We start from the raw sequence: 22,073 nt of genomic DNA on the forward strand, positions 1-22,073 counted from the left end.
GACATGCTCTATTTCAGGGCCGCGATCAGCGCCTTGAACTCATCCTCGATAGTCGGGCGGATGTCGTCACGCGCCAAGGCAAAGGCGACGTTCGCGAGGATGAAGCCGTCCTTTGCACCGCAGTCGAACGTCTGGCCGCGGAAGTGATAGCCGGCGAAATCCTGCGTCTTGGCAAGCTTCAGCATGCCGTCCGTCAGCTGGATCTCGTTGCCAGCGCCGCGCTCCTGGCTTTCCAGAATATGGAAAATTTCCGGCTGCAGGATGTAGCGGCCGTTGATGAAGAAGTTGGAAGGAGCCGTACCCTTGGCCGGCTTCTCGACCATTTCCGTGATGCGGAAGCCGCTGCCGATCGTCTCGCCGACGCCGACGATGCCGTATTTATGAGCCTGATCGGGCGCGCATTCCTCGACTGCGATGACATTGCCGCCGCTCTGCTCGTAAAGCTCGATCATGCCCTTCATACAGCCCTTTTCGGCGCGCATGACCATGTCGGGCAGCAGCAGCGCAAAGGGTTCGTCGCCGACGATCTCACGGGCGCACCAGACGGCGTGGCCGAGACCGAGCGGCTCCTGCTGGCGCGTGAAGCTTGCCGTACCGGCCTTCGGCAGCAGGCCGCTCAGCAGCGACAGTTCGGCATTCTTGTTACGCTGGCGCAGCGTCTGCTCGAGCTCAAACTGAATATCGAAATAATCTTCGATGACGTGCTTGCTGCGGCCGGTGACGAATACGAAATGCTCGATGCCGGCTTCCATCGCCTCGTCAACGACATACTGGATCACCGGCTTATCAACGACGGTCAGCATTTCCTTCGGCACCGCCTTGGTCGCCGGCAAGAACCGCGTCCCTAGTCCGGCGACCGGAAATACTGCCTTACGAACTTTCTTATGCTGTCCCACGCATACCTCCTGGGCATTAAATCAGTTGGCACAAAGCCATTCTAAAGGTCAGTAGATTAGATTTGCTACCGTTTTGCAAATAATGACTGACGCAAGCTTCCATGGTAAAGAATTTGTTGACTTCGTTCGTTTAGCGTCACGCATGGGCCGATGCTACGTGCATCGCCGCACCGAAATCCAACGATTGATGGACAAGGCTGTAGATGACCGTAAACCGCAAACACTCCCTTCGTGGTCTCGCTCTGGCGCTCGCGCTCGGCGCCTTCGCGGGATTCCTTCCCGTTAACGCCAGCGCTGACCCTGGGTTCCAGAAATGGATCGCGGGCTTCTACGCTACCGCCGCAAAGAGCGGCATCACGCAATCGACCTATCGCAATGCATTTTCCGGCGTAACCGACCCGGACCCCACGGTGCTTGAAAAGGCGCAGTACCAGCCGGAATTCAAGTCCCAAATCTGGGATTACCTCGACTCCCGTGTCAATCCCTATACGGTCGATATTGGCCGCAAGATGGCGGTCAAGTACGGATCCACACTGCGCACGCTCGAACAGCATTTCGGCGTCGATCGCAATATCATACTGGCCATCTGGTCGATGGAGTCGAATTACGGCGAGGTTCTCGCCAAGAACGATCGGCTGCATTATGTGCCCCGCGCGCTGGCGACCCTTGCCTATGCCGATCCGAAGCGGGCGAATTATGCCAAGAAACAGCTCATCGCCGCCCTGAAAATCCTGCAGAAGGGCGACATCTCGCGCAAGGACCTGAACGGATCCTGGGCCGGCGCCATGGGCCACACGCAGTTCATCCCGACGAGCTATCTGCTCTATGCGGTCGATGCCGATGGCAGCGGCCATGCCGATATCTGGAATTCCGTTCCGGACGCCCTGGCGACGACGGCCAATCTTCTCGCCAAGAACGGTTGGGATACCGGCCGGACCTGGGGTTACGAGGTGGTCGTACCACCCGGCGGCAATGCCCAGGCCGGCAAGACGCACACGATCGCACAATGGGCGGCTCTCGGCTTCGTGCGTCCCAACGGCAAGGGTTTCCGCAGCACCTCCGACCGCGCGCAGCTGAAGATGCCCGGCGGATCGAACGGCCCCGGCTTCCTGATGACTGGAAACTTCTTCACCATCAAGCGCTACAATGCCTCCGACAGCTACGCCTTGGCAGTCGGCCTGCTCGCGGATCAGATTGCCGGCTATGGCGGCATGCAGCAATCCTGGCCCCGTCCGAGCGGCACGCTCGACGTCAAGCAGAAATTCGAGCTGCAGACGCGTCTGAAAGAACTCGGCTATTATGACGGCGTGGTCGACGGCAATTTCGGCTCGGGCTCGAAGGCCGCCATATCAGCCGTCCAGCAGCGCATGGGCATGGATGCGGACGGTGAGCCGTCAATGAACCTGCTGAAAGCATTGCGTAAGTAGGCCGCCTCGAGCGAATCCGGGACCGCCGGACGATGAAATCGTCCTTGTGCGACCCGGACTCGTCAGCGGAAAAGAAGCGATGATGAAACACCCTGCGCGCGCGACCAAGGCAACTCTAAGGATTGTTCTGACGGCATTCCTCGCCGCCGTCATCGCGCTTGGCTGCCTGCCGAACATGACCGAAGCGCAGGAGCGGCCGCGGCGGAACCTGTTCGACATGCTGTTCGGCACCCGCGAGCCCGATTATCCGGACCAACCCATGGAGCAGCCGCCGCCACGGCGCAAGGTGCAGCCGAAAAAGCGTCCGACCCCACCGCCGCGCCAGCCGGTCGCGCAGCCGGAAACGCCGCCGCCCGCCGAAAAGCTTTCTGACGCCAAAACCATCCTCGTCGTCGGCGATTTTCTGGCGAGCGGCCTGGCAACCGGGCTGGAAGATGCCTTCGCGACCTCCCCCGGCGTCGTCATCCAGTCCCGCGGCAACGTCGCGTCCGGTCTCGTGCGGCAGGATTATTACAATTGGCCGCAGCAATTGCCCGGAATGATCGACCAGCTGAAACCGGCCATGGTCGTCGTCATGATCGGCGCCAACGATCGCCAGCAGATGATCGGCGACGGGCTGAACGAAAAATACGGAACCGACCCGTGGTTCCTCGCCTATGAAGAACGCGTGCAGCAATTCGCCAAACTGGTAACGAGTCGCCATATTCCGCTGCTCTGGGTTGGCCTACCTTCTTTCGGCTCAGATCAGTTGACCGCCAGCGCGGTCAAGCTCAACCAGATCTACCAAAGCCAGACCACCAGCGTCGGCGGCGAGTTCATCGACATATGGGATGGATTTACCGACCAGAATGGCGAATTCGTCGTGACCGGTTCCGATATCAACGGCCAGCAGGTTCGACTGAGAACGGCCGACGGCGTCAATCTGACGGCAGCCGGCAAGCGCAAGGTCGCCTTCTATCTGGAGAAATCCGCACGCCGGATCCTGGGTGATCAGGCAAGCCCCGACATTACGCGCCTGGACACCAGCAATCCGCTGCCGGCGCAACAGGCCAATCTTCCGGGCGCGGAGCCGGAAAAGATCACCCGCACTCAGCCGATGAGCCTCTCCGATCCCGATCTTGACGGCGGCTCGCAGCTTCTCGGCAGCAGCCCTGCCCCCGCCATAACCACTTCATCACCCCGCGATCTTCTGGTCGAGAAGGGCCTGATGGAGCCGGCGCCGGTCGGCCGCGTGGACGACTACAGATTACCTGGATCGGTCGCGCGGTAAGCGTCGCGGAGGTGGTTTGACAACGCCGCGCCTCGCCAATAGAAGAACTGCATGAGCACCAAAAGCGCAGATCAGATCGATCGTTACCGCACCTGCCTGCAGGCGGCGGTTTTGCGCGCTTTCTCCGGCCGAGGTCTCCGCGTCCAGTCGTGACGGCCGGAGGCGTTGATGCGTCCGGCGGCTGCTGGACGTAAAGCCCTCAACCTCTAGACATCAACGTTGCCCATGGAGAATGGCACGTGCTCAATATCTATAACATCAATTCGCTCGTTCATTGGGAAGAACGGGACGTTAAATTGCGCGACGATCTAGTCCGCTTCTTTTCCGATGAAGTGGCAAGCTTCCTGCGATCCGCAAACCCCGCTTGGGATATACGAAGGGTCGAGGCTCCGACCCTGATGCCGCGAAATCTTGTCTCGGCCGCCTACTCAAACGCCGACATATGGGTGCAGGAGCGAATGTCGAACACCGAAGCCGAACTTGTGCTCCGGCCCGAAACGACGCCGTCAACCTACGCCTACATGCAACATATTCTCAGAAATCATTCCAGAACACGGCTCCCCTTGTGCGTCTGGCAGGCCGGGAAATCCTACCGCCGGGAACAGGACCAGCCAAGCAAGCATGTGCGGCTCAAGGAGTTCTGGCAGCTCGAATTCCAATGCGCCTTCACCGCCGACAGCGGCAACGATTATCACGCGGCCTCGCTGGAACCTGTTCGCCAGATGATCGCCTCAGTGATCCATCTGCCGACGCGGATCGTGCCGTCCGATCGCTTGCCGGCCTATTCCGAGGTCACCATGGATATCGAGGTCGATAATGGCGACAAATGGATGGAGGTCTGCTCGATTTCGAGACGAGCGGACTTTCCTCAGCGCTACCGCAGCCAGCCGAAGAAGGGGCTGGCGATAGACCATGACGTCGCGGTGCTCGAAATCGCGATAGGCCTCGACCGCTGCCTCTACAACTGGAACATCGCCGCAAGCCGGTAACGACAAAGGCCGGGTTTGTAACGAACCCGGCCTTCAATAACTTTGCGCGAGAGGACAGCGAAACTTAGGCCGGCAGGACCGTCGAACCCATCAAGGCCTCGTCGATCGCGCGCGCGGCCTGACGGCCCTCGCGGATCGCCCAGACGACCAGCGACTGGCCGCGGCGAATGTCCCCGGCCGTCCAGAGCTTGTCGACAGACGTCTTGTAGTCCTTGTCGTTGGCAACGACGTTGGTCGAGCCGCGGCGGTCGGTATTCACAGTCAGCTTGCCGTCCATTTCCTTGAGCACGCTGTCGGTGAACGGGCCACGGAAGCCGATGGCGATGAAGGCGAGATCGGCGCGGATGACGAATTCCGTGCCGGCGATCGGCTTGCGGCGATCATCGACTTCGCAGCACTTCACGCCCGTCAGCACGCCGTCTTCGCCGATGAACTCGAGCGTTGCCACCTGGAATTCGCGAACCGCACCTTCGGCCTGCGAGGAAGAGGTGCGCATCTTCGTTGCCCAGAAGGGCCATACGGCGAGCTTGTCTTCCTTCTCCGGCGGCTGCGGACGAATGTCGAGCTGGGTCACCTTCACCGCACCCTGACGGAATGCCGTGCCGACGCAGTCGGATGCCGTATCACCACCACCGACGACGACGATATGCTTGCCGCCTGCCAGGATCGGATCGGCAGACCAGCCGACGCTGTCGATGTTTTCGCGGCCGACGCGGCGGTTCTGCTGCACCAGATAGGGCATGGCGTCGTGGACGCCTGCGAGCGTCGTGCCGGGAATGCCAGCTTCGCGCGGGGTTTCCGAGCCGCCGCAATAGAGCACGGCATCATGGTCCGCCAGAAGCTGCTCGACCTTGACATCGACGCCGATATTGACGCCGCAATGGAAGGTGACGCCTTCGCCCTTCATCTGCTCGACGCGGCGATCGATGAAGTTCTTCTCCATCTTGAAGTCCGGGATACCATAGCGCAGCAGGCCGCCCGGCTTGCTTTCGCGCTCGTAGACGTGGACGTCGTGACCTGCGCGGCCGAGCTGCTGAGCGGCAGCCATGCCGGCAGGGCCAGAGCCAATGATCGCGACCTTCTTGCCGGTGTGAACCGTTGCCGGCTGCGGCCGGATGAAGCCGAGCTCATAGGCCTTGTCGGCAATCGCCTGCTCGACGGTCTTGATCGCGACGGGCGCGTCTTCCAGGTTCAGCGTGCAGGCTTCCTCGCAGGGTGCGGGGCAGACGCGGCCGGTGAACTCCGGGAAGTTGTTGGTCGAATGCAGGTTGTGGATCGCCTGTTCCCAATTGTTGTTGTAAACGAGGTCGTTCCAATCGGGGATCTGGTTGTGCACCGGGCAGCCGGTCGGGCCGTGGCAATAGGGAATGCCACAGTCCATGCAGCGGGCTGCCTGTTTCTGCACTTCCTGGTCCGACATGGGGATCGTGAATTCACGGAAATGCCGGATGCGATCCGACGCGGGCTGATACTTCGCCACTTGCCGGTCGATTTCCAAGAAGCCTGTTACCTTGCCCATGCTTTCGTTTCCTCACTCAAAAAGAGGAGCTCACGGCTCCCGTGCCTGAGGGTCATCTCGGTTTCCCTGTCCGGCACTTTAATTCAAATCCGATTCCGCTGTTCGACAGTCGCGATCGCCATGACGGCGATCGCAATGCGAGGCGAAACCCTCGACTGGTTTCAGAACCGGGGCGGATTACTCCGCCGCCACGCTCATCCGGCTGCGCTCCATTTCCTCAAGGGCGCGGCGGTATTCGACCGGCATGACCTTGCGGAATTTCGGGCGGTAATCGGCCCAGTGATCGAGGATCTCCTTGGCTCGCGTCGAGCCCGTATAGTGGAAGTGGTTCGAAATCAGCTGGAAGAGACGCTCTTCGTCATGGCGCGTCATATCATCGGAGACGTCGACGCGTCCCTTGTGCATGATATCGCCACCGTGATGATGCAGCTTCTCCAGCAGCTCGTCTTCCTCGGGAACCGGCTCCAGCTCGACCATCGCCATGTTGCAGCGACGGGCGAAATCGCCCTTCTCGTCGAGAACATAGGCCACGCCGCCCGACATGCCGGCCGCGAAGTTGCGCCCGGTTTCGCCGAGCACGACGACGACGCCGCCGGTCATATACTCGCAGCCGTGATCGCCTACGCCTTCGACGACGGCGATCGCGCCCGAGTTTCTGACCGCAAAGCGCTCGCCCGCGACACCGCGGAAGTAGCACTCGCCCTCGGTCGCACCGTAAAGCACGGTGTTGCCGACGATGATCGAGTTCTCAGCGACGATCTTCGAGTTCTCCGGCGGACGGATGATGATACGACCGCCCGAAAGGCCCTTGCCGACATAATCGTTGCCGTCGCCGATCAGATTGAAGGTGACGCCCCGTGCCAGGAAGGCTGCGAAGGATTGGCCCGCCGTTCCCTTCAGGGTGACGTTGATCGTGTCGTCCTTCAGGCCGCGATGACCATAGCGCTTGGCTACCGCGCCCGACAGCATGGCGCCGGCCGAACGATCGACATTCCTGATGTCGACTTCAAAGGCGACAGGCGTCTTCGAAGAAAGCGCCGGCTCCGCCTTCTCGATCAGCTTGCGGTCGAGAATGTCGTCGATCGGGTGCTTCTGCACCGTCGTCCAGTAGGTCTCTTCCTTCGGCGCATCGACCTTGTGGAAGATGCGGCTGAAGTCGAGGCCCCTCGCCTTCCAGTGAGCGAGCATGTCGTCCTTTTCCAGAAGCTCGGAAGCGCCGATGATCTCGTCCAGCTTGGTAACGCCAAGCGAGGCGAGGATCTCGCGTACTTCTTCGGCCACGAAGAAGAAGTAGTTGATGACATGCTCCGGCGCGCCCTTGAAGCGCTTGCGCAGAACCGGGTCCTGGGTGGCGACGCCAACCGGACAGGTGTTGAGGTGGCACTTGCGCATCATGATGCAGCCGGCCGCTATCAGCGGCGCGGTGGCGAAGCCGAATTCGTCGGCACCGAGCAGCGCGCCGATGATGACGTCGCGGCCGGTCTTCAGGCCGCCGTCGACCTGCAGGGCGATGCGCGAGCGCAGCCCGTTCAGCACCAGCGTCTGCTGGGTCTCGGCAAGGCCGATTTCCCAGGGCGAGCCGGCATGCTTCAGCGAGGTCAGCGGCGAAGCGCCGGTGCCGCCATCATAGCCCGAGACGGTGATGTGGTCGGCGCGCGCCTTGGCAACGCCGGCGGCAACCGTGCCGACGCCGACTTCCGAAACGAGCTTGACCGAGACATCCGAGGTCGGGTTGACGTTCTTCAGGTCATAGATCAGCTGCGCCAGATCTTCGATCGAATAGATGTCATGATGCGGTGGCGGCGAGATCAGGCCGACGCCCGGCGTCGAGTGCCGAGTCTTGGCAACCGTAGCATCGACCTTGTGGCCGGGCAGCTGGCCGCCTTCACCGGGCTTGGCGCCCTGCGCCACCTTGATCTGCAGCACGTCGGCATTGACCAGATATTCGGTCGTCACGCCAAAACGGCCAGAGGCGATCTGCTTGATGGCGGAACGTTCCGGGTTCGGCGAACCGTCGAAGAGCGGCATGTAGCGGTCGGATTCTTCGCCGCCTTCACCGGTGTTCGACTTGCCGCCGATGCGGTTCATGGCGATTGCCAGCGTCGTATGTGCCTCGCGGCTGATGGAGCCGAAGGACATGGCGCCCGTCGAGAAGCGCTTGACGATGTCGGCAGCCGGCTCGACCTCGTCGATCGAGATCGGCTTGCGGCCGAGCGCTTCCGCACCTTTGATCTTGAAGAGGCCGCGGATGGTGTTCATCCGGAGCGCCGACTCGTTGACCATTTCGGAGAATTCGCGATAGCGGTCCTCGGCATTCCCGCGCACGGCATGCTGCAGGGCAGCCACAGCATCGGGCGTCCAGGCGTGGCTTTCGCCACGCATGCGGTAGGCATATTCGCCACCGATGTCGAGCGTGCTTGCGAGCAGCGGATCGCGGCCGAAAGCAGCCCTGTGACGGGAGACGGTTTCCTCGGCGATCGTTTCGAGGCCGATGCCTTCGATCATGGTTGCCGTGCCGAAGAAGTACTTGTCGACCAGCTCCTGCTGCAAGCCCACGGCATCGAAGATCTGCGCGCCGCAATAGGACTGATAGGTCGAAATGCCCATCTTCGACATGACCTTGAGGATGCCCTTGCCGACCGCCTTGATGTAGCGGTAGACGACTTCGGTCGCATCCACTTCCTTCGGGAATTCGCCGCGCTGATGCATGTCAAGCAGCGTGTCGAACGCCATATAGGGGTTGATCGCCTCGGCGCCGTAACCGGCCAGCAGGCAGAAGTGATGCACTTCACGCGGCTCGCCGGTTTCGACAACGATGCCGACCGAGGTGCGCAGGCCCTTGCGGATCAGGTGATGGTGCACGGCTGCCGTCGCCAGCAGCGCCGGGATCGCGATGCGGTCCGGTCCGATCTGGCGGTCGGAAAGCACGATGATGTTGTAACCGCCGCGAACGGCCGCTTCCGCCCGCTCGCAGAGACGGTCGAGCATCTCGGGCATGCCTTCGGCGCCGCGTTCGACATCATAGGTGAAGTCGAGCGTCTTAGTGTCGAAGCGATCCTCTGTGTGACCGATCGAGCGGATCTTTTCGAGATCGCCGTTGGTCAGGATCGGCTGGCGCACTTCCAGACGCTTGGCGTTGGCCATGCCGGTATGATCGAGCAGGTTCGGGCGCGGGCCGATGAACGACACGAGGCTCATGACGAGTTCCTCGCGGATCGGATCGATCGGCGGGTTCGTCACCTGCGCGAAGTTCTGCTTGAAGTAGGTGTAGAGCAGCTTCGGCTTGTCGGACATGGCCGAGATCGGCGTATCCGTGCCCATGGAGCCGACGGCTTCCTGACCGGTCGTCGCCATCGGCGACATCAAGAGCTTGGTGTCCTCGGTCGTATAGCCGAAGGCCTGCTGGCGATCGAGCAACGACACGTCGCGACGCAGCGCCCGCGGCTCCACCGGCTTCAGGTCTTCCAGGATCAGCTGCGTGCGGTTCAGCCAGCTGCGATAGGGATGCTTGGTCGACAGTTCCGACTTCACCTCGTCGTCGGAGATGATACGGCCCTTTTCCATATCGATCAGCAGCATCTTGCCCGGCTGCAGGCGCCACTTCTGGATGATCTTCTCTTCCTCGACAGGCAGAACGCCGGCTTCGGACGCCATGATGATGCGGTCATCGCTGGTGACGAGATAGCGGGCCGGACGCAGGCCGTTACGGTCGAGCGTCGCGCCGATTTGCTTGCCATCGGTGAAGGCGACGGCGGCAGGGCCATCCCATGGCTCCATCAGGGCGGCATGATACTCGTAAAATGCCTTGCGTTCCGGCGCCATCAGCTGGTTGCCGGCCCAGGCCTCGGGAATGAGCATCATCATGGCATGCGCCAGGGAGTATCCACCGCGCACGAGAAATTCGAGCGCGTTGTCGAAACAGGCCGTGTCCGACTGTCCCTCATAGGAGATCGGCCAGAGCTTGGAGATATCGTCGCCGAACAGCGGCGAGGATACCGAAGCCTGGCGAGCGGCCATCCAGTTGACGTTGCCGCGCAGCGTGTTGATTTCGCCGTTATGCGCGACCATGCGGTAGGGATGCGCGAGCTTCCACGACGGGAAGGTGTTGGTCGAGAAACGCTGGTGCACGAGGGCAACCGCCGTCTCGAAACGTGGGTCGGACAAGTCCTTATAATAGGCGCCCACCTGATAGGCGAGGAACATGCCCTTGTAGACGATGGTCGAGCTCGACAGCGAGACCGGGTAGAAGCTGCTCTCCTCGCCCTCGTATTCCGCATAGATGCGGTTGGAGATCACCTTGCGCAGGGTAAAGAGGCGGCGCTCAAATTCCTCGTTCGTGCCGGCGTCACTGCCGGCGCCGATGAAGACCTGCACGTGGTGCGGCTCGGTGGCGGCAATGTCAGGTGCCTTCGACAGCGAAGAGTTATCGACGGGCACGTCGCGGAAGCCGAGCAACACCTGCCCCTCTTCGGCCACGACCTGCTTGATCGCGGTCTTGAAGTGCTCGATCAGCGCTTCGTCGCGCGGCAGGAAGAAATGGCCGACGCCATATTCGCCCGCCTTCGGCAGGATCACGCCCTGTTTCGCCATTTCCTCACGGAAGAAGCGGTCGGGAATCTGTACGAGAATGCCCGCGCCGTCGCCCATCAGCGGATCGGCGCCGACAGCACCGCGATGCGTCAGGTTTTCGAGAATGAACAGGCCGTCGCGCACGATCTGGTGCGACTTCTGACCCTTCATATGCGCGACGAAGCCGACGCCACAGGCGTCATGCTCGTTGCGGGGATCATAAAGGCCCTGTTTCGGCGGGATGCCGACAGCGCGTTTCGACGTCTTGGCCGTCACGGCAGCATTCACTGCAGCGGTCTGGTCAAAACTCGTCAACGTCGTCCTGTTCGTCATGGTCTTCCCTCCGATAAGGCCCGCGTCGCGGGCGCTTCTTCGTCCCGCGCGGTCCGTTTCCGAGGCCGACGCGCGACTGCGCTGTTGCATTGTGAAGATCCGGCTGCGAACCGCGGCTCCTTATATGGAGCCCGTCGTCAGCGTTTCGCGTCCTGCTATTCCACCGCCGCATTGCCCCCCTGCCCGAAGGGCTGAAAGGGACACGCTCCCGGTAACTATAGCTCGAAATCCCGACATCGTCAGGACCCTCTAGCGCATCTTCGGCCTTGGCGGCCAAAATAGGACAGCAACCCTGTCCTAATTCATCAGCTCTATGCCAGAAAGCTTCTGCCTTCGCAAGAGCAAAACGGCAAAATTTCGTCAACCGAAGACGTAAGATTGCCTTTGTTGCATAAATCAAGCAATAAAGTTTCGCTGCAGCGCATCATTTTATTTGTTGATTGCGTAGATCAATTTCTGTGATGCATTCTTCAAACTCATGCTCTTGATAGGTTTTTGCATTGGCGTAATGTCCGCTCGATCCTATCTAACTCACCTTCAATTCACTCCTTATAATTGGTGCACTTCGATGTTTTTTGCCTCCGATAATTGGGCCGGTGCCCACTCCAAGATCGCTGAACGTCTTCTCGCAGAGGCGGGAGGTTTTGCAACAGCATATGGCTTGAGTGAACTGGATCAGAAGGTCGAGGCAAAGTTTTCAGAGATATTCGAGCGCGAAGTCTCCGTATTCTTCGTCGCCACGGGCTCTGCCGCCAACTCGCTGTCGCTCGCCAGCGTCCAGAAGCCGGGTGGCATCACCTTTTGCCACAGCGAGGCGCATGTAGCCGAGGACGAATGCGGTTCACCGGACTTCTTCAGCAGCGCGCGGCTGGCAACCGTCAAGGGTGACGCGGGCAAGATCGACCCCGAGGCCCTTGCTGCAAAAATTGCACGCTTCCCGCAGGATGCCGTGCATCACGGCCGCGCCGCCGCCGTGACGATCACGCAAGCGACGGAAATCGGCACGGTCTATTCACTTGCCGAGATCGACGCCATCGCCGCCATCGCCAAGGCGAACAGCCTGCCGCTGCATATGGATGGCGCGCGTTTCGCCAACGCCCTCGTCGCGCTCGGCACGACACCAGCCGAGATGACATGGAGGCGCGGCGTCGATATCCTCTCCTTCGGCGGCACCAAAAACGGCTGCTGGTGCGCCGAGGCGATCGTCATCTTCGATCCGGAGAAGGCAAAGGAGATGCATTTCATCCGCAAACGCGCCGCCCAGCTTTTCTCCAAGTCGCGCTTCATCGCCGCCCAGTTCGACGGCTATTTCCAGGACGGCCTCTGGCTTGATCTCGCCCGCCATTCCAATGGCATGGCCGATCGGCTGCGCGCCGGCCTCGAAAAGACCCGCGGCGCCCGTCTCGCGTGGCCGACTGCCTCGAATGAGGTTTTTGCGATCATCCCAAAATCCGCCGCCAAGGCGGCCGAAGACAAGGGAGCGAAGTTCTACGAATGGCCGATCCCGGAATCGCAGCCGGATCTCGTCGGCAGGGATGAAACGCTGATCCGCCTCGTGACCAGCTTCGCCACCACCGAGGCCGATGTGGGGAATTTCCTCGCTTGCCTGGGTTGACCGCATGAAAAGAGCGCCGGAGCCGACTTTACGGCCGAACGGCGCTCACAATGCCAGAAGGGGTCAGTTTTGATTCCGATGGGCGATCATTGCGAAGTTCGATAGATCGTCGCGATCGGATGCTGGTGCGTTGTGTATAATCATCGTCATTGCCACGACGCAGGCAACAAGCCCGGAAATGAAGATGGCACCATATATCATCGGGCGACTATTCCTCCGCAATTCCCCCACCGCCACCTGAGATAGCAGAAGAAGCTGACTTCCGCCTGAAAACGGGCGCAGCAATAAATCAGCCGGCGAAATAAATCCGGATCTCATCCACATGATTGGAAAGGCTTTTAACGACAGCTCGCTGACAATTTCGTCGTTAGTTTGATCGTGGACCCCGGACCTTGGAGAGGATATCGTCAGAGAGCGCGTTAACCAGAAGTTGGTCCGCCCCCTTGCGCGGCACGAGGACGAATTCGACATCTTCGAGCGTCGGCAGCCAGCCCGGCGCGATCTCCAGCAATCCGGCGGGGGCCATGCTTTTCGGCTGGACGAGAACGCCCATGCCTGCGCGCGCCGCCGCGGTCAGGCCGCTCAGGCTGCCGCAGGTGCAGACGATGCGCCAGGGCATCTGCTGCCGGCGCAGCGCCTCCAGCGCCACCGCACGCGTAACGCTTGGGGTTGGAAAGGCAATCAGTGGCAATGGTCCCGCAAGTTTGCGGATGCGATCCGGGTCGCGCGCCAGCCAGACCAGCGGCTCCCGGTAGACGAGCTTGCCTCTCGCATCGCCGAGCCGGCGCTTGGCAAGCACTAGATCGAGATCGCCATTATCCTGCATTTCATAAAGCACGCCACTGAGCGCGACCGTCAGCTCGAGATCGACTGAGGGATGCGAACGCACGAATTCCTCAAGCACGTCCGGGAGCTGGCTGGTGACGAAATCCTCGGAAACCCCGAGCCGGAGATTGCCGCGCAGGCTGTTGCCGGCAAAAAGCCGCTGCACCTCCGCTTCGATCGACAGCATCTGGCGCGCATGGCCGAGTAGCGCCTCGCCATCACCAGTCAGGACGACACGATGCGTATCGCGCGCCAAGAGCTTTCGCCCGAGCTCTGCTTCCAGCCGTTGTATATGCTGGCTGACGGTCGATTGCCCAAGCCCCAGCCGCTCCGCGGCAAGGGTGAAACTACCCATCTGCTCGACGGCGACGAAGCTGCGCAACTGTATGAGATCAAGCATGGCTTATCCTGCATCGCGATAACTGTTATTCCTTGCATCGTGGATCACAATAGGTCTATCTGCAAGGAGTATCATCAAGACTTGCAATGCGATTGGGGTAGGCACGATGCGCCGCTTTCTTCCAGACACCTTCACCATACTGCTGGTGCTCACCGTCCTGACGGCATCCTTCTTTCCGGTGCAGGGGGCTAGCGCTCACTATTTCAGCATTGCCACCAACGTCGCCATCGGCCTCTTGTTCTTCCTGCATGGCGCGCGCCTGTCGCGCGATGTCGTCATCGCCGGCATGCTGCACTGGCGGCTGCATCTCGTCATCCTGCTGACGACCTTCGGCATCTTTCCGCTGCTGGTGCTGGCCATGGGTCAAATCGTTCCTAACAGCATCCTGCCCGTATCGCTTTATACAGGCATGCTGTTTTTGAGCGTTCTGCCGTCAACCGTGCAGTCCTCGATCGCCTTCACCTCCATCGCCGGCGGCAATGTGCCGGCCGCGATCTGCTCGGCGTCGGCCTCCAACATCTTCGGCATGTTCCTGACGCCGCTGCTCGTCGGCATCCTGTTTTCGGTCGGCGGCCAGGGCGGTGGCTTTTCCTGGGATGTTTTGTGGCAGATCATGCTGCAGCTGCTCGCCCCATTCATCGCCGGTCAGCTGCTGCAGCCATGGATCGGCGACTGGATCCGTTCGAAGAAGAAGATCCTGATGCCGGTCGATCGCGGCTCGATCCTCATGGTCGTCTATTCAGCCTTCAGCGAGGCCGTGGTGGAAGGATTGTGGCATACCTTCTCCGTCCTCGATATCGTCACAGTCATCATCGCGAATATGGTGCTTCTGGCGATGGTAATCTGCATCACCATGTTCGGCAGCCGCGCCCTCGGTTTTGAAAAGGCCGACGAGATCACCATCACCTTCTGCGGTTCGAAGAAGTCGCTGGCAAGCGGTGTGCCGATGGCCAATGTCATCTTCGCCGGCCAGAGTATCGGCGCCATCGTGCTGCCACTCATGCTGTTCCATCAGATCCAGCTGATGACCTGCGCCGTGCTCGCCCAGAAATATGCCGATGCCGCCAAGCGGCGCGAGGCTGCGAAGGCTCAGGCGGGAACGAAAACGGGCGAAGCAACAAACGCAGCCTGAGTTCTCCGATAACACACAAAACGAAAGCGGCGCCCCGATGGAGCGCCGCTTCTTTGATCTTGGGAGGATCAGGAGCATGACGGTCCAAGACCGTCAGCCATACTTAGTTGATGTGAGCCTCGATGGCCTTCGGGGTTTCCACGGGCTCGGCCGCGATGGAGATACGGCGGGGCTTCATGGCTTCGGGAATGTTGCGCAGCAGATCGATGTGCAGCAAACCGTTCTTCAGTGAAGCAGCCTGAACCTCGACATGGTCGGCAAGCTGGAAACGACGCTCGAAGGCACGCTTGGCGATACCGCGATAGAGATATTCGCTGGTTTCAGCCGGCTCTTCGCTCTTTTCGCCCTTGACCTGAAGGACATGGGCGTGGGCCTCGATGCTCAGTTCCTTTTCATCGAAACCGGCAACGGCCATGGTGATGCGATAGGTGTTTTCACCCGTTCGCTCGATATTGTAGGGCGGATAGGTCTGGGCCTGATCCGGCTGACCAAGGCTGTCGAGCATGGTGAACAGACGGTCGAAACCGACGGTGGAACGGTAAAGGGGAGAGAAGTCTACGTGACGCATGGAAGTCCTCCTGTGAGCGACAATTGCGATTTCAATTCTTGTCCGATGACCCCACTCGGGGCGGCCTCGGGACGGTTCTGCGAGCCCGTTTGGCACCCGCAAAAAAGAGATGGGGATCACTTTTCCGGAGTTCAAGCCCCCAGTGCCGCAACCCTCATTTTGCAGAAAATCACCGCGTGAACCGCAGATGAACGGATAGTTCGGAACCCGTTCAGGCTGGCTGACCTATCGTTTGACCATCGGAACAACCATCGTCCGATGACTGAAGTGTATCGTCCCTTCTTCTTCAGTCCTTGCTCGGCCGGCGAAGCGGATCTCTCTATCTCCGCAAGCCGGCCTTTTTTCTTTGCGGACACTACCGCAGCAACTTCAGCGACCCAGTAAGCGACTTCACCCATCTCGAAGGCCCCGCCAGCCCGAGGCCATCGATCGCCTCGGCGGCGAGATCGCGATCCGGAAACGTCGCCTCATATTCCCTGTAATCGTGCAGCGAGCGGGCAAAGGCAGGAAATGGAACGATCGCGCGGTCGTTTTCCACCGGCAAGGTCTTCAGCAACAAAGATCGTATGGTTTCCGCATCCGCCTGCAGTATCGGGACGGGCATGTTCGAACTGATGTCGATGGTACGAGCCTCCCTGTCGGTCAATTGCCTTGCCGCGAGCGAGGGAAACTTTGCGCCCAACCCGATCGAGATGGCGCCGGCGGTGTTGGCGATCAGCCCAAGCGGCAATGCCGGATTGATGACGATGGCAAGACGGATATCGGGAAGCATGGAGACCTGCTGCTGTTGACATGTAGGATCGCAGGATATCTCTCTCACCAAGGATAATCTTGCCTTTCATTGCCGCATATTCGAATAATGTGGTAGGATATACCTCATATTTGCAGATAAAAGGTTGGATATGCCCCACACCCTTGAGCCCATCGATTTGAAGATTCTCGGCGCCCTTCAGAAGGATGGGCGCCTGACGAACCAGGCGCTTTCATCCGAAGTCGGGCTCTCGACATCTCCGTGCTGGCGGCGCGTGCGTCAGCTGGAAGAAACCGGCGTGATCCAGGGTTATACGGCCGCGCTCGACAGGCGCCAGATCGGCCTCGGCGTTCTTGCCTTCATCAGGGTCAAGATCGACAGCCACAGCGAGGCGGAAGCTGAGGAGTTTTCCCGCGATGTGCTGAAACTCAGTGAGGTCGTGGCCTGCTACAGCATCGCCGGGAACGCGGATTTCCTGCTGCAGGTGGTCGCGGCCGATCTCGACAGCTATGCCGATTTCGCCATGGCGGTCGTACGCCGCCTGCCGCGCATCAAAGAGATGGAGACCACCTTCGTGCTGAAGGAAATCAAGCCTTTCAAGGGCTTTCCGCTTGGGATTGGCCAGCGATAGCAGCCCAAGGCAAGGATGCCAGGTGCACTATGGAGGAGATAGCGCGCCCATGTGCCTCTTTACGTTTGGATCGAAGCCATCCTATTCTCGGGCAAGTGGCTGCCCACCCTAGGGTATTGCCCGGGGTATAAAATGTCGGCGCTCTCTTTCTCGAAGATTTCCTCATCGCTGAATACGCTTCTAGCTGCCATCGGTCTGCTGACGGTAGCGGCGCTTACGACGCCTGATATCGTCGGACAGACCAGGCTCATCCTGGAACTCCTCCTTGCGGGCGTCTGGGCCATCTATGTCCTGCAATTGATCGAGACGCTGGTCATGCACCGCGCAAGGGACGTTCGCGGCAGGATACCGGAAATCGCCGTCGACATACTGGCTGTTCTGGTCCCTTTGGCCGCTTTCCTTCTCATCCGCGGGCGCGATCAAAGCCTCTATTGTGCCATCTGGCTTTTGAAGCCGTTGCGCGGTTCGACCTTCTTCCGGCTGTTGGGCAGGGTCCTGACCAAGGAGGCACGCAACCTGATCGGCGTCACCTCGATTTTCGGCATCGTTCTGTTCGCCGCAGCGCTTGCCGCCTACATCATCGAACGCGACGTCCAGCCCGACAAGTTCGGCAGCATTCCCCTCGCAATGTGGTGGGCCGTGACGACGCTGTCGACCACGGGCTATGGTGACGAGATCCCGCAAAGTCTCGCCGGCCGCACCCTTGCCGGGCTGGTCATGATGTGTGGTATCGGCATCTTTGCCTTGTGGGCCGGCATTCTTGCTACCGGCTTCTACGAAGAGGTTCGCCGCCAGGACTTCGTGCGCAACTGGCAGCTGGTTGCGGGAGTGCCGTTGTTCCAGAAGCTCGGTTCGGGAGCGCTCATCGAGATCGTACGGGCGCTGAGACCTCGCGTCGTGCCGGCGGGCGGTATCATCTGCCGCAAGGGCGAGGCCGGCGATCAGATGTATTTCATCGTCGAGGGCCGCGTCAGCGTCGCCACACCGAACCCGGTCGAACTCGGCTCCGGCAGCTTCTTCGGCGAGATGGCGTTGATCACCGGCGAGCCCCGCTCGGCAACCGTCAGCGCTGCGACGGAGGTCTCGCTGCTGTCGCTCTACTCATCGGATTTCCAGATGCTCTCGAGCAGCAGCCCCGAGATCGCCGAGATCATTCGCCAGACCGCACTGGAGCGGCGCGGTGCGGCGCCGAAGGCTTGAAGCGACTGGACATCATGCAGCAGGAGCCTCTGAGGGCACAATAAATTGCGGATACCGGCGACTATCCCGTGGTGCATTGACGTCGATACAAGGGATGTGGCAGCCTGACCGGTATCGGCGTCGTCCCGCATTAGATGACGCTTGTCACACTCGTTCGGCACGGCTCGATGCACCCGCGATTACTCAAGACATTCCTGGCGGTCGCGCGGAACCGGAACTTCACCCGCGCAGCTGAAGACGTCCATCTCGCGCAATCGAGCGTGAGTGATCAGATCCAGTCGCTCGAAGCCGAATTGGGCACAGCACTTTTTATCCGGTCGCGATCGGGCCTGGAGCTGACGGCAGCTGGCGAGGCATTGCGACCCTATGCCGAAGAAATATTGGCAATCGCCAGCGAGGCGCGCATGGCCGTTGAAGCAGTCTCGGCAGCGGCGGCTGGGACGGTGACGATCGGCGCGCTCGAAACCATTGCTTCCATGAAGCTTCCGCAATGGTTGCCGGCCTTTCAGCGCGATCATTCCGATATCGATCTGCGGATGAAGATTGCCGGCAGCGGCGATCTGTTGCGCAAACTCGAAACCGGTGAGATCGATGTGGCCTTCTGCTTTGACAGGGGCGGGATCGACGAACGCCTCGCAAAGCGGGTGATATCGACGGAGCCGTTGATCCTCATTACCCCTCCTGCACAGGAGCCATCTTTGAAGACAAGCGATCTGGCAACGCTCGCTTCGATGAACTTCGTGGCAACCGAAGTCGGCTGCGTCTATCGGCACCTCTTCGACAAGGCATTCGAGGCCGCCGGGACGGCGGTACCAAAGCTCGCCGCCGAAGTCGGAAGCATCGGCACCATTACGCGGCTCGTGGCGGCCGGCACGGGCTCGAGCTTGGTTCCGCGGTTTGCCGTTGCGGACGCAGTCCATCGTGGCGAAATCGACGAAATGCCCTGGCCGGGGCCGATGCGGATAGCCTCGCTTGTAATGATCTGGCGGCGCAGGCGTGTTCAGCCGCCAGCTTTGAAGCTGCTCCTGGCATTCGCAAACACTGGCTTTGCAGCCGCTAAATCAGCCGATGTCCGCCCTCGACATGCAGTATCGTCCCCGTTGTGAAGGCGTTGCCCATCAGGAAGCTGATAGCGTCGGCGATATCTTCCGGTTGTCCCACTCGTCCAACCAACAGCCGTTTTGCCATGGCGCCCAATGTTTCTTCTTTCCGATCACCGGCAACGAACGTCCAGATGGGCGTATCGACCCAGCCAGGTGAAACGGCGTTCACGCGAATGGGCGCCAACTCAACGGCGAGTGCGCGAACCAACCCTTCCAGACCGGCATTGACGGCTGCAACCACCGACCCTCGTGCGGCCGGACGATAAGCGGCAATGCCTGACGTGAACGTGATGGAGCCCGTTGCAGAGAGTAAGGGCGACCCATATTTCGCAAGGAGCAGCGGACCGTAGAATTTACTTTCCACGACCCTCTGCGCAGCCCTGAGATCCAGCGAAGGCAGCAGCTCGTAAGCGCCCTCAATATCGGCGGCGGTGCTTACGATATGGTCGAGCCGGCCGATGCGCTCAAACAGACCGGCGACTTGGCTTTCTTGCGTGATATCGACTGTCTCAATGGAAACCAATGGGCTTTGGAGTTCTGCGCGAGCCCGCTTCAGCCTATCCTGATCCCGCCCAGCGATGATGACCTCGGCTCCGGCGGCAAGCGCGCGTTGCGCCAGCGCCAGTCCCATTCCGGAGCTGCCGCCGACAATAAGAATTCTCGAATTCGCAATTTCAGTGATTGGCATGTCTTTTCATTCCAGCAGGTGATGACCATGCCCGAACATTCGCAAAGCTGCGCAAGAAGATGAAACGGAGAAAAACGATGGCACCATCGGAATCCCCGATGGTGGATTATCGTTTTAAGGCACACCGGATTCGATTGCCGGAACCGCCAACAAACCTGTTGCAATTCCATGAGGCTGCGCTATCCCCTTGAGGTGAGACATTGGTCAGCGAGGCGCGACACCGTCATGGATTCGATCCTCTATTCCACATCAGACAATCCGGTGCCGGAAAACCGCACCGAAGGATTCTTCGAAAGTTTCGACGGCCGCAAGTTGCGCTATGCCGTCTTCCGCTGCGAGCAGCCGGTCGCCAAGGGAACCGTTGTGCTGCTGCAGGGCCGTAACGAATTCATCGAGAAATATTTCGAGACGATCCGCGACCTCACAGCCAAGGGCCTGTGGGTCGCAACCTTCGATCTCCGCGGCCAGGGCGGATCCGAGCGGCTGCTGAAAGACCCGCTGCGCGGCCATATCCGCCATTTTTCCGATTATGAGCGGGATCTGACCGCCTTCCTCGACAAGATTGTCCTGCCGGATACGCGCCTGCCCTTCTTTCTGCTTGCCCATTCGACGGGCGGGCTGATTGCCCTGTCTGCCGCGCCGAGACTTGCAAGCCGAATTGAGCGCATGGTGCTGTCTGCCCCCTTCATCGGCTTGACCGGCCACGGCGCCTCCCCCGGCTTTATCCGCTTCCTCTCCGGCGCGGTCAGCAGCATCGGCCTGGGCCGCATGCAGTTCAGCAAGAAGTTCAAGGAAAGGCCATTTGCTGAAAACCCGCTGACGACGGACGAGCAGCGCTACCGGCGCAACATCGGCATCGGCACCGCCTATCCGCAACTTTCCCTGGGACCGCCGACCGCACGCTGGCTGTCGCAGGCCTTGCGGGCAATCGAACGGGTCAACAGGTCCGAACACCTGTTTTCAATTCAAGTCCCCACCGTCTTGATTGCGCCGACGCGCGACGGCGTCGTGCCCTATGCCGACCAAGAGCGGCTGTCGCGCTATTTCCGCGCCGCACAGCTGGTGCCGATTCACGGCGCCAAGCATGAAATCCTGCAGGAACGGGATGTCTATCGCAACCAGGCACTTGCCGCGATCCACGCCTTCATCCCCGGCAGCGATGCCGAGAGCAATGCCTATGAAATTGAGGCAGAAGCCTAAAGAACTTAGCGGGATAAAACTGCCAGGGCCTGCTCATAAACGGCGCGGCTGCCGGCTGCGATGATCGTTCCGCCCATTTCCGGACGGCCGCCATCCCAGGTGGTCATGATGCCGCCGGCCTGCTCGATGACCGGAATGATGCCGCCGACATCATAGGGTTTCAGCGAATTCTCGATAACGAGATCGATATGACCGGCCGCCAGCAGCGCATAGGCATAGCAATCGCAGCCGTAGCGGAAGAGCCGCACTTGACTTTCGATCTCGCGATATTTTGCGAGCTCCTCACCGACGAAGAGATGCGGCGAGGTGGTGAAGAGGATGGCATTGGAGAGGCTGCCGCAATCGCGGACCTGCAGCCGCCTCTCACCATCAGGACCGGAATAGGTAGCGCCATTGCCATCGGCAAAATAGCGCTCGCCGGTAAAGGGCTGGTCGATCATCCCCATGACGGCGCGGCCGTTCTTCTGCAGGCCGATCAGCGTTCCCCAGACCGGGACGCCCGAGATGAAGGCGCGCGTGCCGTCGATCGGATCGATGACCCAGACATGCTCGCGGTCGAGCCCGACATTGCCATGCTCCTCGCCCAGAATGCCATGTTCGGGGAACTCGGCCTCGATCAGGACGCGAATCGCCTCTTCAGCGGCACGGTCCCCTTCCGTCACGGGATCAAAGCCCGTGGCTTCCTTGTTGACCACATCGATGCCGGCACGAAAACGCGGCAAGGTTTCCGCCTTGGCCGCTTCGGCCAGACGATAGAAGAACGAGCGATCGGGAAGCATGGTGAATCCGGATAGATGACGGGATGGCGATGTCATAACGCATATAAGCCGTGAAGCAAACCGGCTGATGACGCGCTGGGCGCAATGCCTGCGGATCAGGCAGGATTTTTGAATTTGCCCAAATATTTTGCACCGCAATAAAGTGCTTGACATTTGTGCAATGCAGCAGCAATATCCT

17 protein-coding genes are annotated in these 22,073 nt (G+C 60.3%); 9 read left to right on the top strand and 8 right to left on the bottom strand.

Annotation, left to right across the window (positions count from 1 at the left end; all coding sequences use genetic code 11):
* Window positions 1-8 precede the first annotated feature (8 nt).
* Window positions 9-896: a UTP--glucose-1-phosphate uridylyltransferase GalU gene (gene galU, locus AC13RE_RS07315; protein WP_132717526.1), complete on the bottom strand. Its 888-nt coding sequence runs from the start codon at window positions 894-896 to the stop codon at window positions 9-11.
* Between the two features lie 203 nt (window positions 897-1,099).
* On the opposite strand from galU, the gene AC13RE_RS07320 reads away from it, so the two are divergent.
* From AC13RE_RS07320 to AC13RE_RS07330, 3 genes are all read left to right on the top strand, one after another.
* A complete protein-coding gene (locus AC13RE_RS07320; protein ID WP_488562436.1) occupies window positions 1,100-2,323 on the top strand; it encodes a lytic murein transglycosylase in 1,224 nt (407 codons plus the stop codon).
* Window positions 2,324-2,402: 79 nt separating this feature from the next.
* Window positions 2,403-3,593 (top strand): SGNH/GDSL hydrolase family protein, encoded by a 1,191-nt coding sequence (locus tag AC13RE_RS07325; RefSeq protein WP_488562437.1) that lies wholly within the window; start codon window positions 2,403-2,405, stop codon window positions 3,591-3,593.
* A 239-nt stretch (window positions 3,594-3,832) separates the two neighbouring features.
* On the top strand, window positions 3,833-4,582 hold the full coding sequence (locus tag AC13RE_RS07330) for an aminoacyl--tRNA ligase-related protein (RefSeq protein WP_488562438.1): 750 nt from the start codon (window positions 3,833-3,835) through the stop codon (window positions 4,580-4,582).
* A 64-nt stretch (window positions 4,583-4,646) separates the two neighbouring features.
* On the opposite strand, the gene AC13RE_RS07335 is transcribed toward AC13RE_RS07330, so the two are convergent.
* Together AC13RE_RS07335 and gltB are read right to left on the bottom strand one after the other, a co-directional pair.
* Window positions 4,647-6,101 carry a glutamate synthase subunit beta gene (locus AC13RE_RS07335; RefSeq protein ID WP_488562439.1) on the bottom strand — a complete coding sequence of 485 codons (1,455 nt, stop codon included), beginning with the start codon at window positions 6,099-6,101 and terminating at the stop codon, window positions 4,647-4,649.
* A 177-nt stretch (window positions 6,102-6,278) separates the two neighbouring features.
* Window positions 6,279-11,003, bottom strand: coding sequence for a glutamate synthase large subunit (gltB, locus tag AC13RE_RS07340; protein ID WP_488562440.1), 4,725 nt, complete (start codon window positions 11,001-11,003; stop codon window positions 6,279-6,281).
* A gap of 568 nt (window positions 11,004-11,571) precedes the next feature.
* Here gltB and AC13RE_RS07345 point away from each other — a divergent pair.
* Window positions 11,572-12,618: a threonine aldolase family protein gene (locus AC13RE_RS07345; protein WP_488562441.1), complete on the top strand. Its 1,047-nt coding sequence runs from the start codon at window positions 11,572-11,574 to the stop codon at window positions 12,616-12,618.
* A gap of 367 nt (window positions 12,619-12,985) precedes the next feature.
* Here the strand turns inward: AC13RE_RS07345 and AC13RE_RS07350 are convergent, their stop codons facing one another.
* Complete coding sequence (locus AC13RE_RS07350) at window positions 12,986-13,843, bottom strand: LysR substrate-binding domain-containing protein (protein WP_488562442.1); 858 nt, start codon at window positions 13,841-13,843, stop codon at window positions 12,986-12,988.
* Between the two features lie 106 nt (window positions 13,844-13,949).
* On the opposite strand from AC13RE_RS07350, the gene AC13RE_RS07355 reads away from it, so the two are divergent.
* Entirely contained in the window at window positions 13,950-14,975 is a 1,026-nt protein-coding gene (locus tag AC13RE_RS07355) for a bile acid:sodium symporter family protein (RefSeq protein ID WP_488562443.1), read from the top strand.
* 103 nt (window positions 14,976-15,078) lie between these two features.
* On the opposite strand, the gene AC13RE_RS07360 is transcribed toward AC13RE_RS07355, so the two are convergent.
* Together AC13RE_RS07360 and AC13RE_RS07365 are read right to left on the bottom strand one after the other, a co-directional pair.
* The gene (locus AC13RE_RS07360) at window positions 15,079-15,543 is read right to left on the bottom strand and encodes an Hsp20 family protein (RefSeq protein ID WP_015341097.1); all 465 of its coding nucleotides are present in this window, start codon (window positions 15,541-15,543) and stop codon (window positions 15,079-15,081) included.
* Between the two features lie 355 nt (window positions 15,544-15,898).
* Window positions 15,899-16,315, bottom strand: a complete 417-nt coding sequence (locus AC13RE_RS07365) for a DUF2000 domain-containing protein (protein WP_488562444.1) — start codon at window positions 16,313-16,315, stop codon at window positions 15,899-15,901.
* Between the two features lie 130 nt (window positions 16,316-16,445).
* Between AC13RE_RS07365 and AC13RE_RS07370 the strand changes: the two genes are divergently transcribed.
* The 3 genes from AC13RE_RS07370 (at window position 16,446) to AC13RE_RS07380 (ending at window position 19,231) form a co-directional block, all read left to right on the top strand.
* Window positions 16,446-16,925 (top strand): Lrp/AsnC family transcriptional regulator, encoded by a 480-nt coding sequence (locus tag AC13RE_RS07370; protein WP_488562445.1) that lies wholly within the window; start codon window positions 16,446-16,448, stop codon window positions 16,923-16,925.
* A gap of 132 nt (window positions 16,926-17,057) precedes the next feature.
* Window positions 17,058-18,125, top strand: a complete 1,068-nt coding sequence (locus AC13RE_RS07375; RefSeq protein WP_488562446.1) for a cyclic nucleotide-gated ion channel — start codon at window positions 17,058-17,060, stop codon at window positions 18,123-18,125.
* 167 nt (window positions 18,126-18,292) lie between these two features.
* Window positions 18,293-19,231 (top strand): LysR family transcriptional regulator, encoded by a 939-nt coding sequence (locus AC13RE_RS07380; RefSeq protein WP_488562447.1) that lies wholly within the window; start codon window positions 18,293-18,295, stop codon window positions 19,229-19,231.
* On the opposite strand, the gene AC13RE_RS07385 is transcribed toward AC13RE_RS07380, so the two are convergent.
* Window positions 19,182-19,916: an SDR family oxidoreductase gene (locus AC13RE_RS07385; RefSeq protein WP_488562448.1), complete on the bottom strand. Its 735-nt coding sequence runs from the start codon at window positions 19,914-19,916 to the stop codon at window positions 19,182-19,184. The two genes, AC13RE_RS07380 and AC13RE_RS07385, sit on opposite strands and share 50 nt — an antisense overlap.
* 225 nt (window positions 19,917-20,141) lie before the next feature.
* Here AC13RE_RS07385 and AC13RE_RS07390 point away from each other — a divergent pair, with 225 nt between their 5' ends.
* The gene (locus AC13RE_RS07390) at window positions 20,142-21,116 is read left to right on the top strand and encodes an alpha/beta fold hydrolase (RefSeq protein ID WP_488562449.1); all 975 of its coding nucleotides are present in this window, start codon (window positions 20,142-20,144) and stop codon (window positions 21,114-21,116) included.
* 5 nt (window positions 21,117-21,121) lie between these two features.
* Here the strand turns inward: AC13RE_RS07390 and hisN are convergent, their stop codons facing one another.
* Window positions 21,122-21,895, bottom strand: a complete 774-nt coding sequence (gene hisN / locus AC13RE_RS07395; RefSeq protein WP_488562450.1) for a histidinol-phosphatase — start codon at window positions 21,893-21,895, stop codon at window positions 21,122-21,124.
* Window positions 21,896-22,073: the final 178 nt, after the last annotated feature.

The organism is Martinezella sp. CNPSo 3959 (genome assembly GCF_057784355.1).

Excerpts from the sequence above, each read along its gene's own strand:
- AC13RE_RS07320 (WP_488562436.1), top strand. The coding sequence starts at position 1,100 with ATGACCGTAAACCGCAAACACTCCCTTCGTGGTCTCGCTCTGGCGCTC.
- AC13RE_RS07325 (WP_488562437.1), top strand. The coding sequence starts at position 2,403 with ATGATGAAACACCCTGCGCGCGCGACCAAGGCAACTCTAAGGATTGTT.
- AC13RE_RS07335 (WP_488562439.1), bottom strand. The coding sequence starts at position 6,101 with ATGGGCAAGGTAACAGGCTTCTTGGAAATCGACCGGCAAGTGGCGAAG.
- gltB (WP_488562440.1), bottom strand. The coding sequence starts at position 11,003 with ATGACGAACAGGACGACGTTGACGAGTTTTGACCAGACCGCTGCAGTG.
- AC13RE_RS07345 (WP_488562441.1), top strand. The coding sequence starts at position 11,572 with ATGTTTTTTGCCTCCGATAATTGGGCCGGTGCCCACTCCAAGATCGCT.
- AC13RE_RS07350 (WP_488562442.1), bottom strand. The coding sequence starts at position 13,843 with ATGCTTGATCTCATACAGTTGCGCAGCTTCGTCGCCGTCGAGCAGATG.
- AC13RE_RS07355 (WP_488562443.1), top strand. The coding sequence starts at position 13,950 with ATGCGCCGCTTTCTTCCAGACACCTTCACCATACTGCTGGTGCTCACC.
- AC13RE_RS07360 (WP_015341097.1), bottom strand. The coding sequence starts at position 15,543 with ATGCGTCACGTAGACTTCTCTCCCCTTTACCGTTCCACCGTCGGTTTC.
- AC13RE_RS07365 (WP_488562444.1), bottom strand. The coding sequence starts at position 16,315 with ATGCTTCCCGATATCCGTCTTGCCATCGTCATCAATCCGGCATTGCCG.
- AC13RE_RS07370 (WP_488562445.1), top strand. The coding sequence starts at position 16,446 with ATGCCCCACACCCTTGAGCCCATCGATTTGAAGATTCTCGGCGCCCTT.
- AC13RE_RS07375 (WP_488562446.1), top strand. The coding sequence starts at position 17,058 with ATGTCGGCGCTCTCTTTCTCGAAGATTTCCTCATCGCTGAATACGCTT.
- AC13RE_RS07380 (WP_488562447.1), top strand. The coding sequence starts at position 18,293 with ATGCACCCGCGATTACTCAAGACATTCCTGGCGGTCGCGCGGAACCGG.
- AC13RE_RS07385 (WP_488562448.1), bottom strand. The coding sequence starts at position 19,916 with ATGCCAATCACTGAAATTGCGAATTCGAGAATTCTTATTGTCGGCGGC.
- AC13RE_RS07390 (WP_488562449.1), top strand. The coding sequence starts at position 20,142 with ATGGATTCGATCCTCTATTCCACATCAGACAATCCGGTGCCGGAAAAC.
- hisN (WP_488562450.1), bottom strand. The coding sequence starts at position 21,895 with ATGCTTCCCGATCGCTCGTTCTTCTATCGTCTGGCCGAAGCGGCCAAG.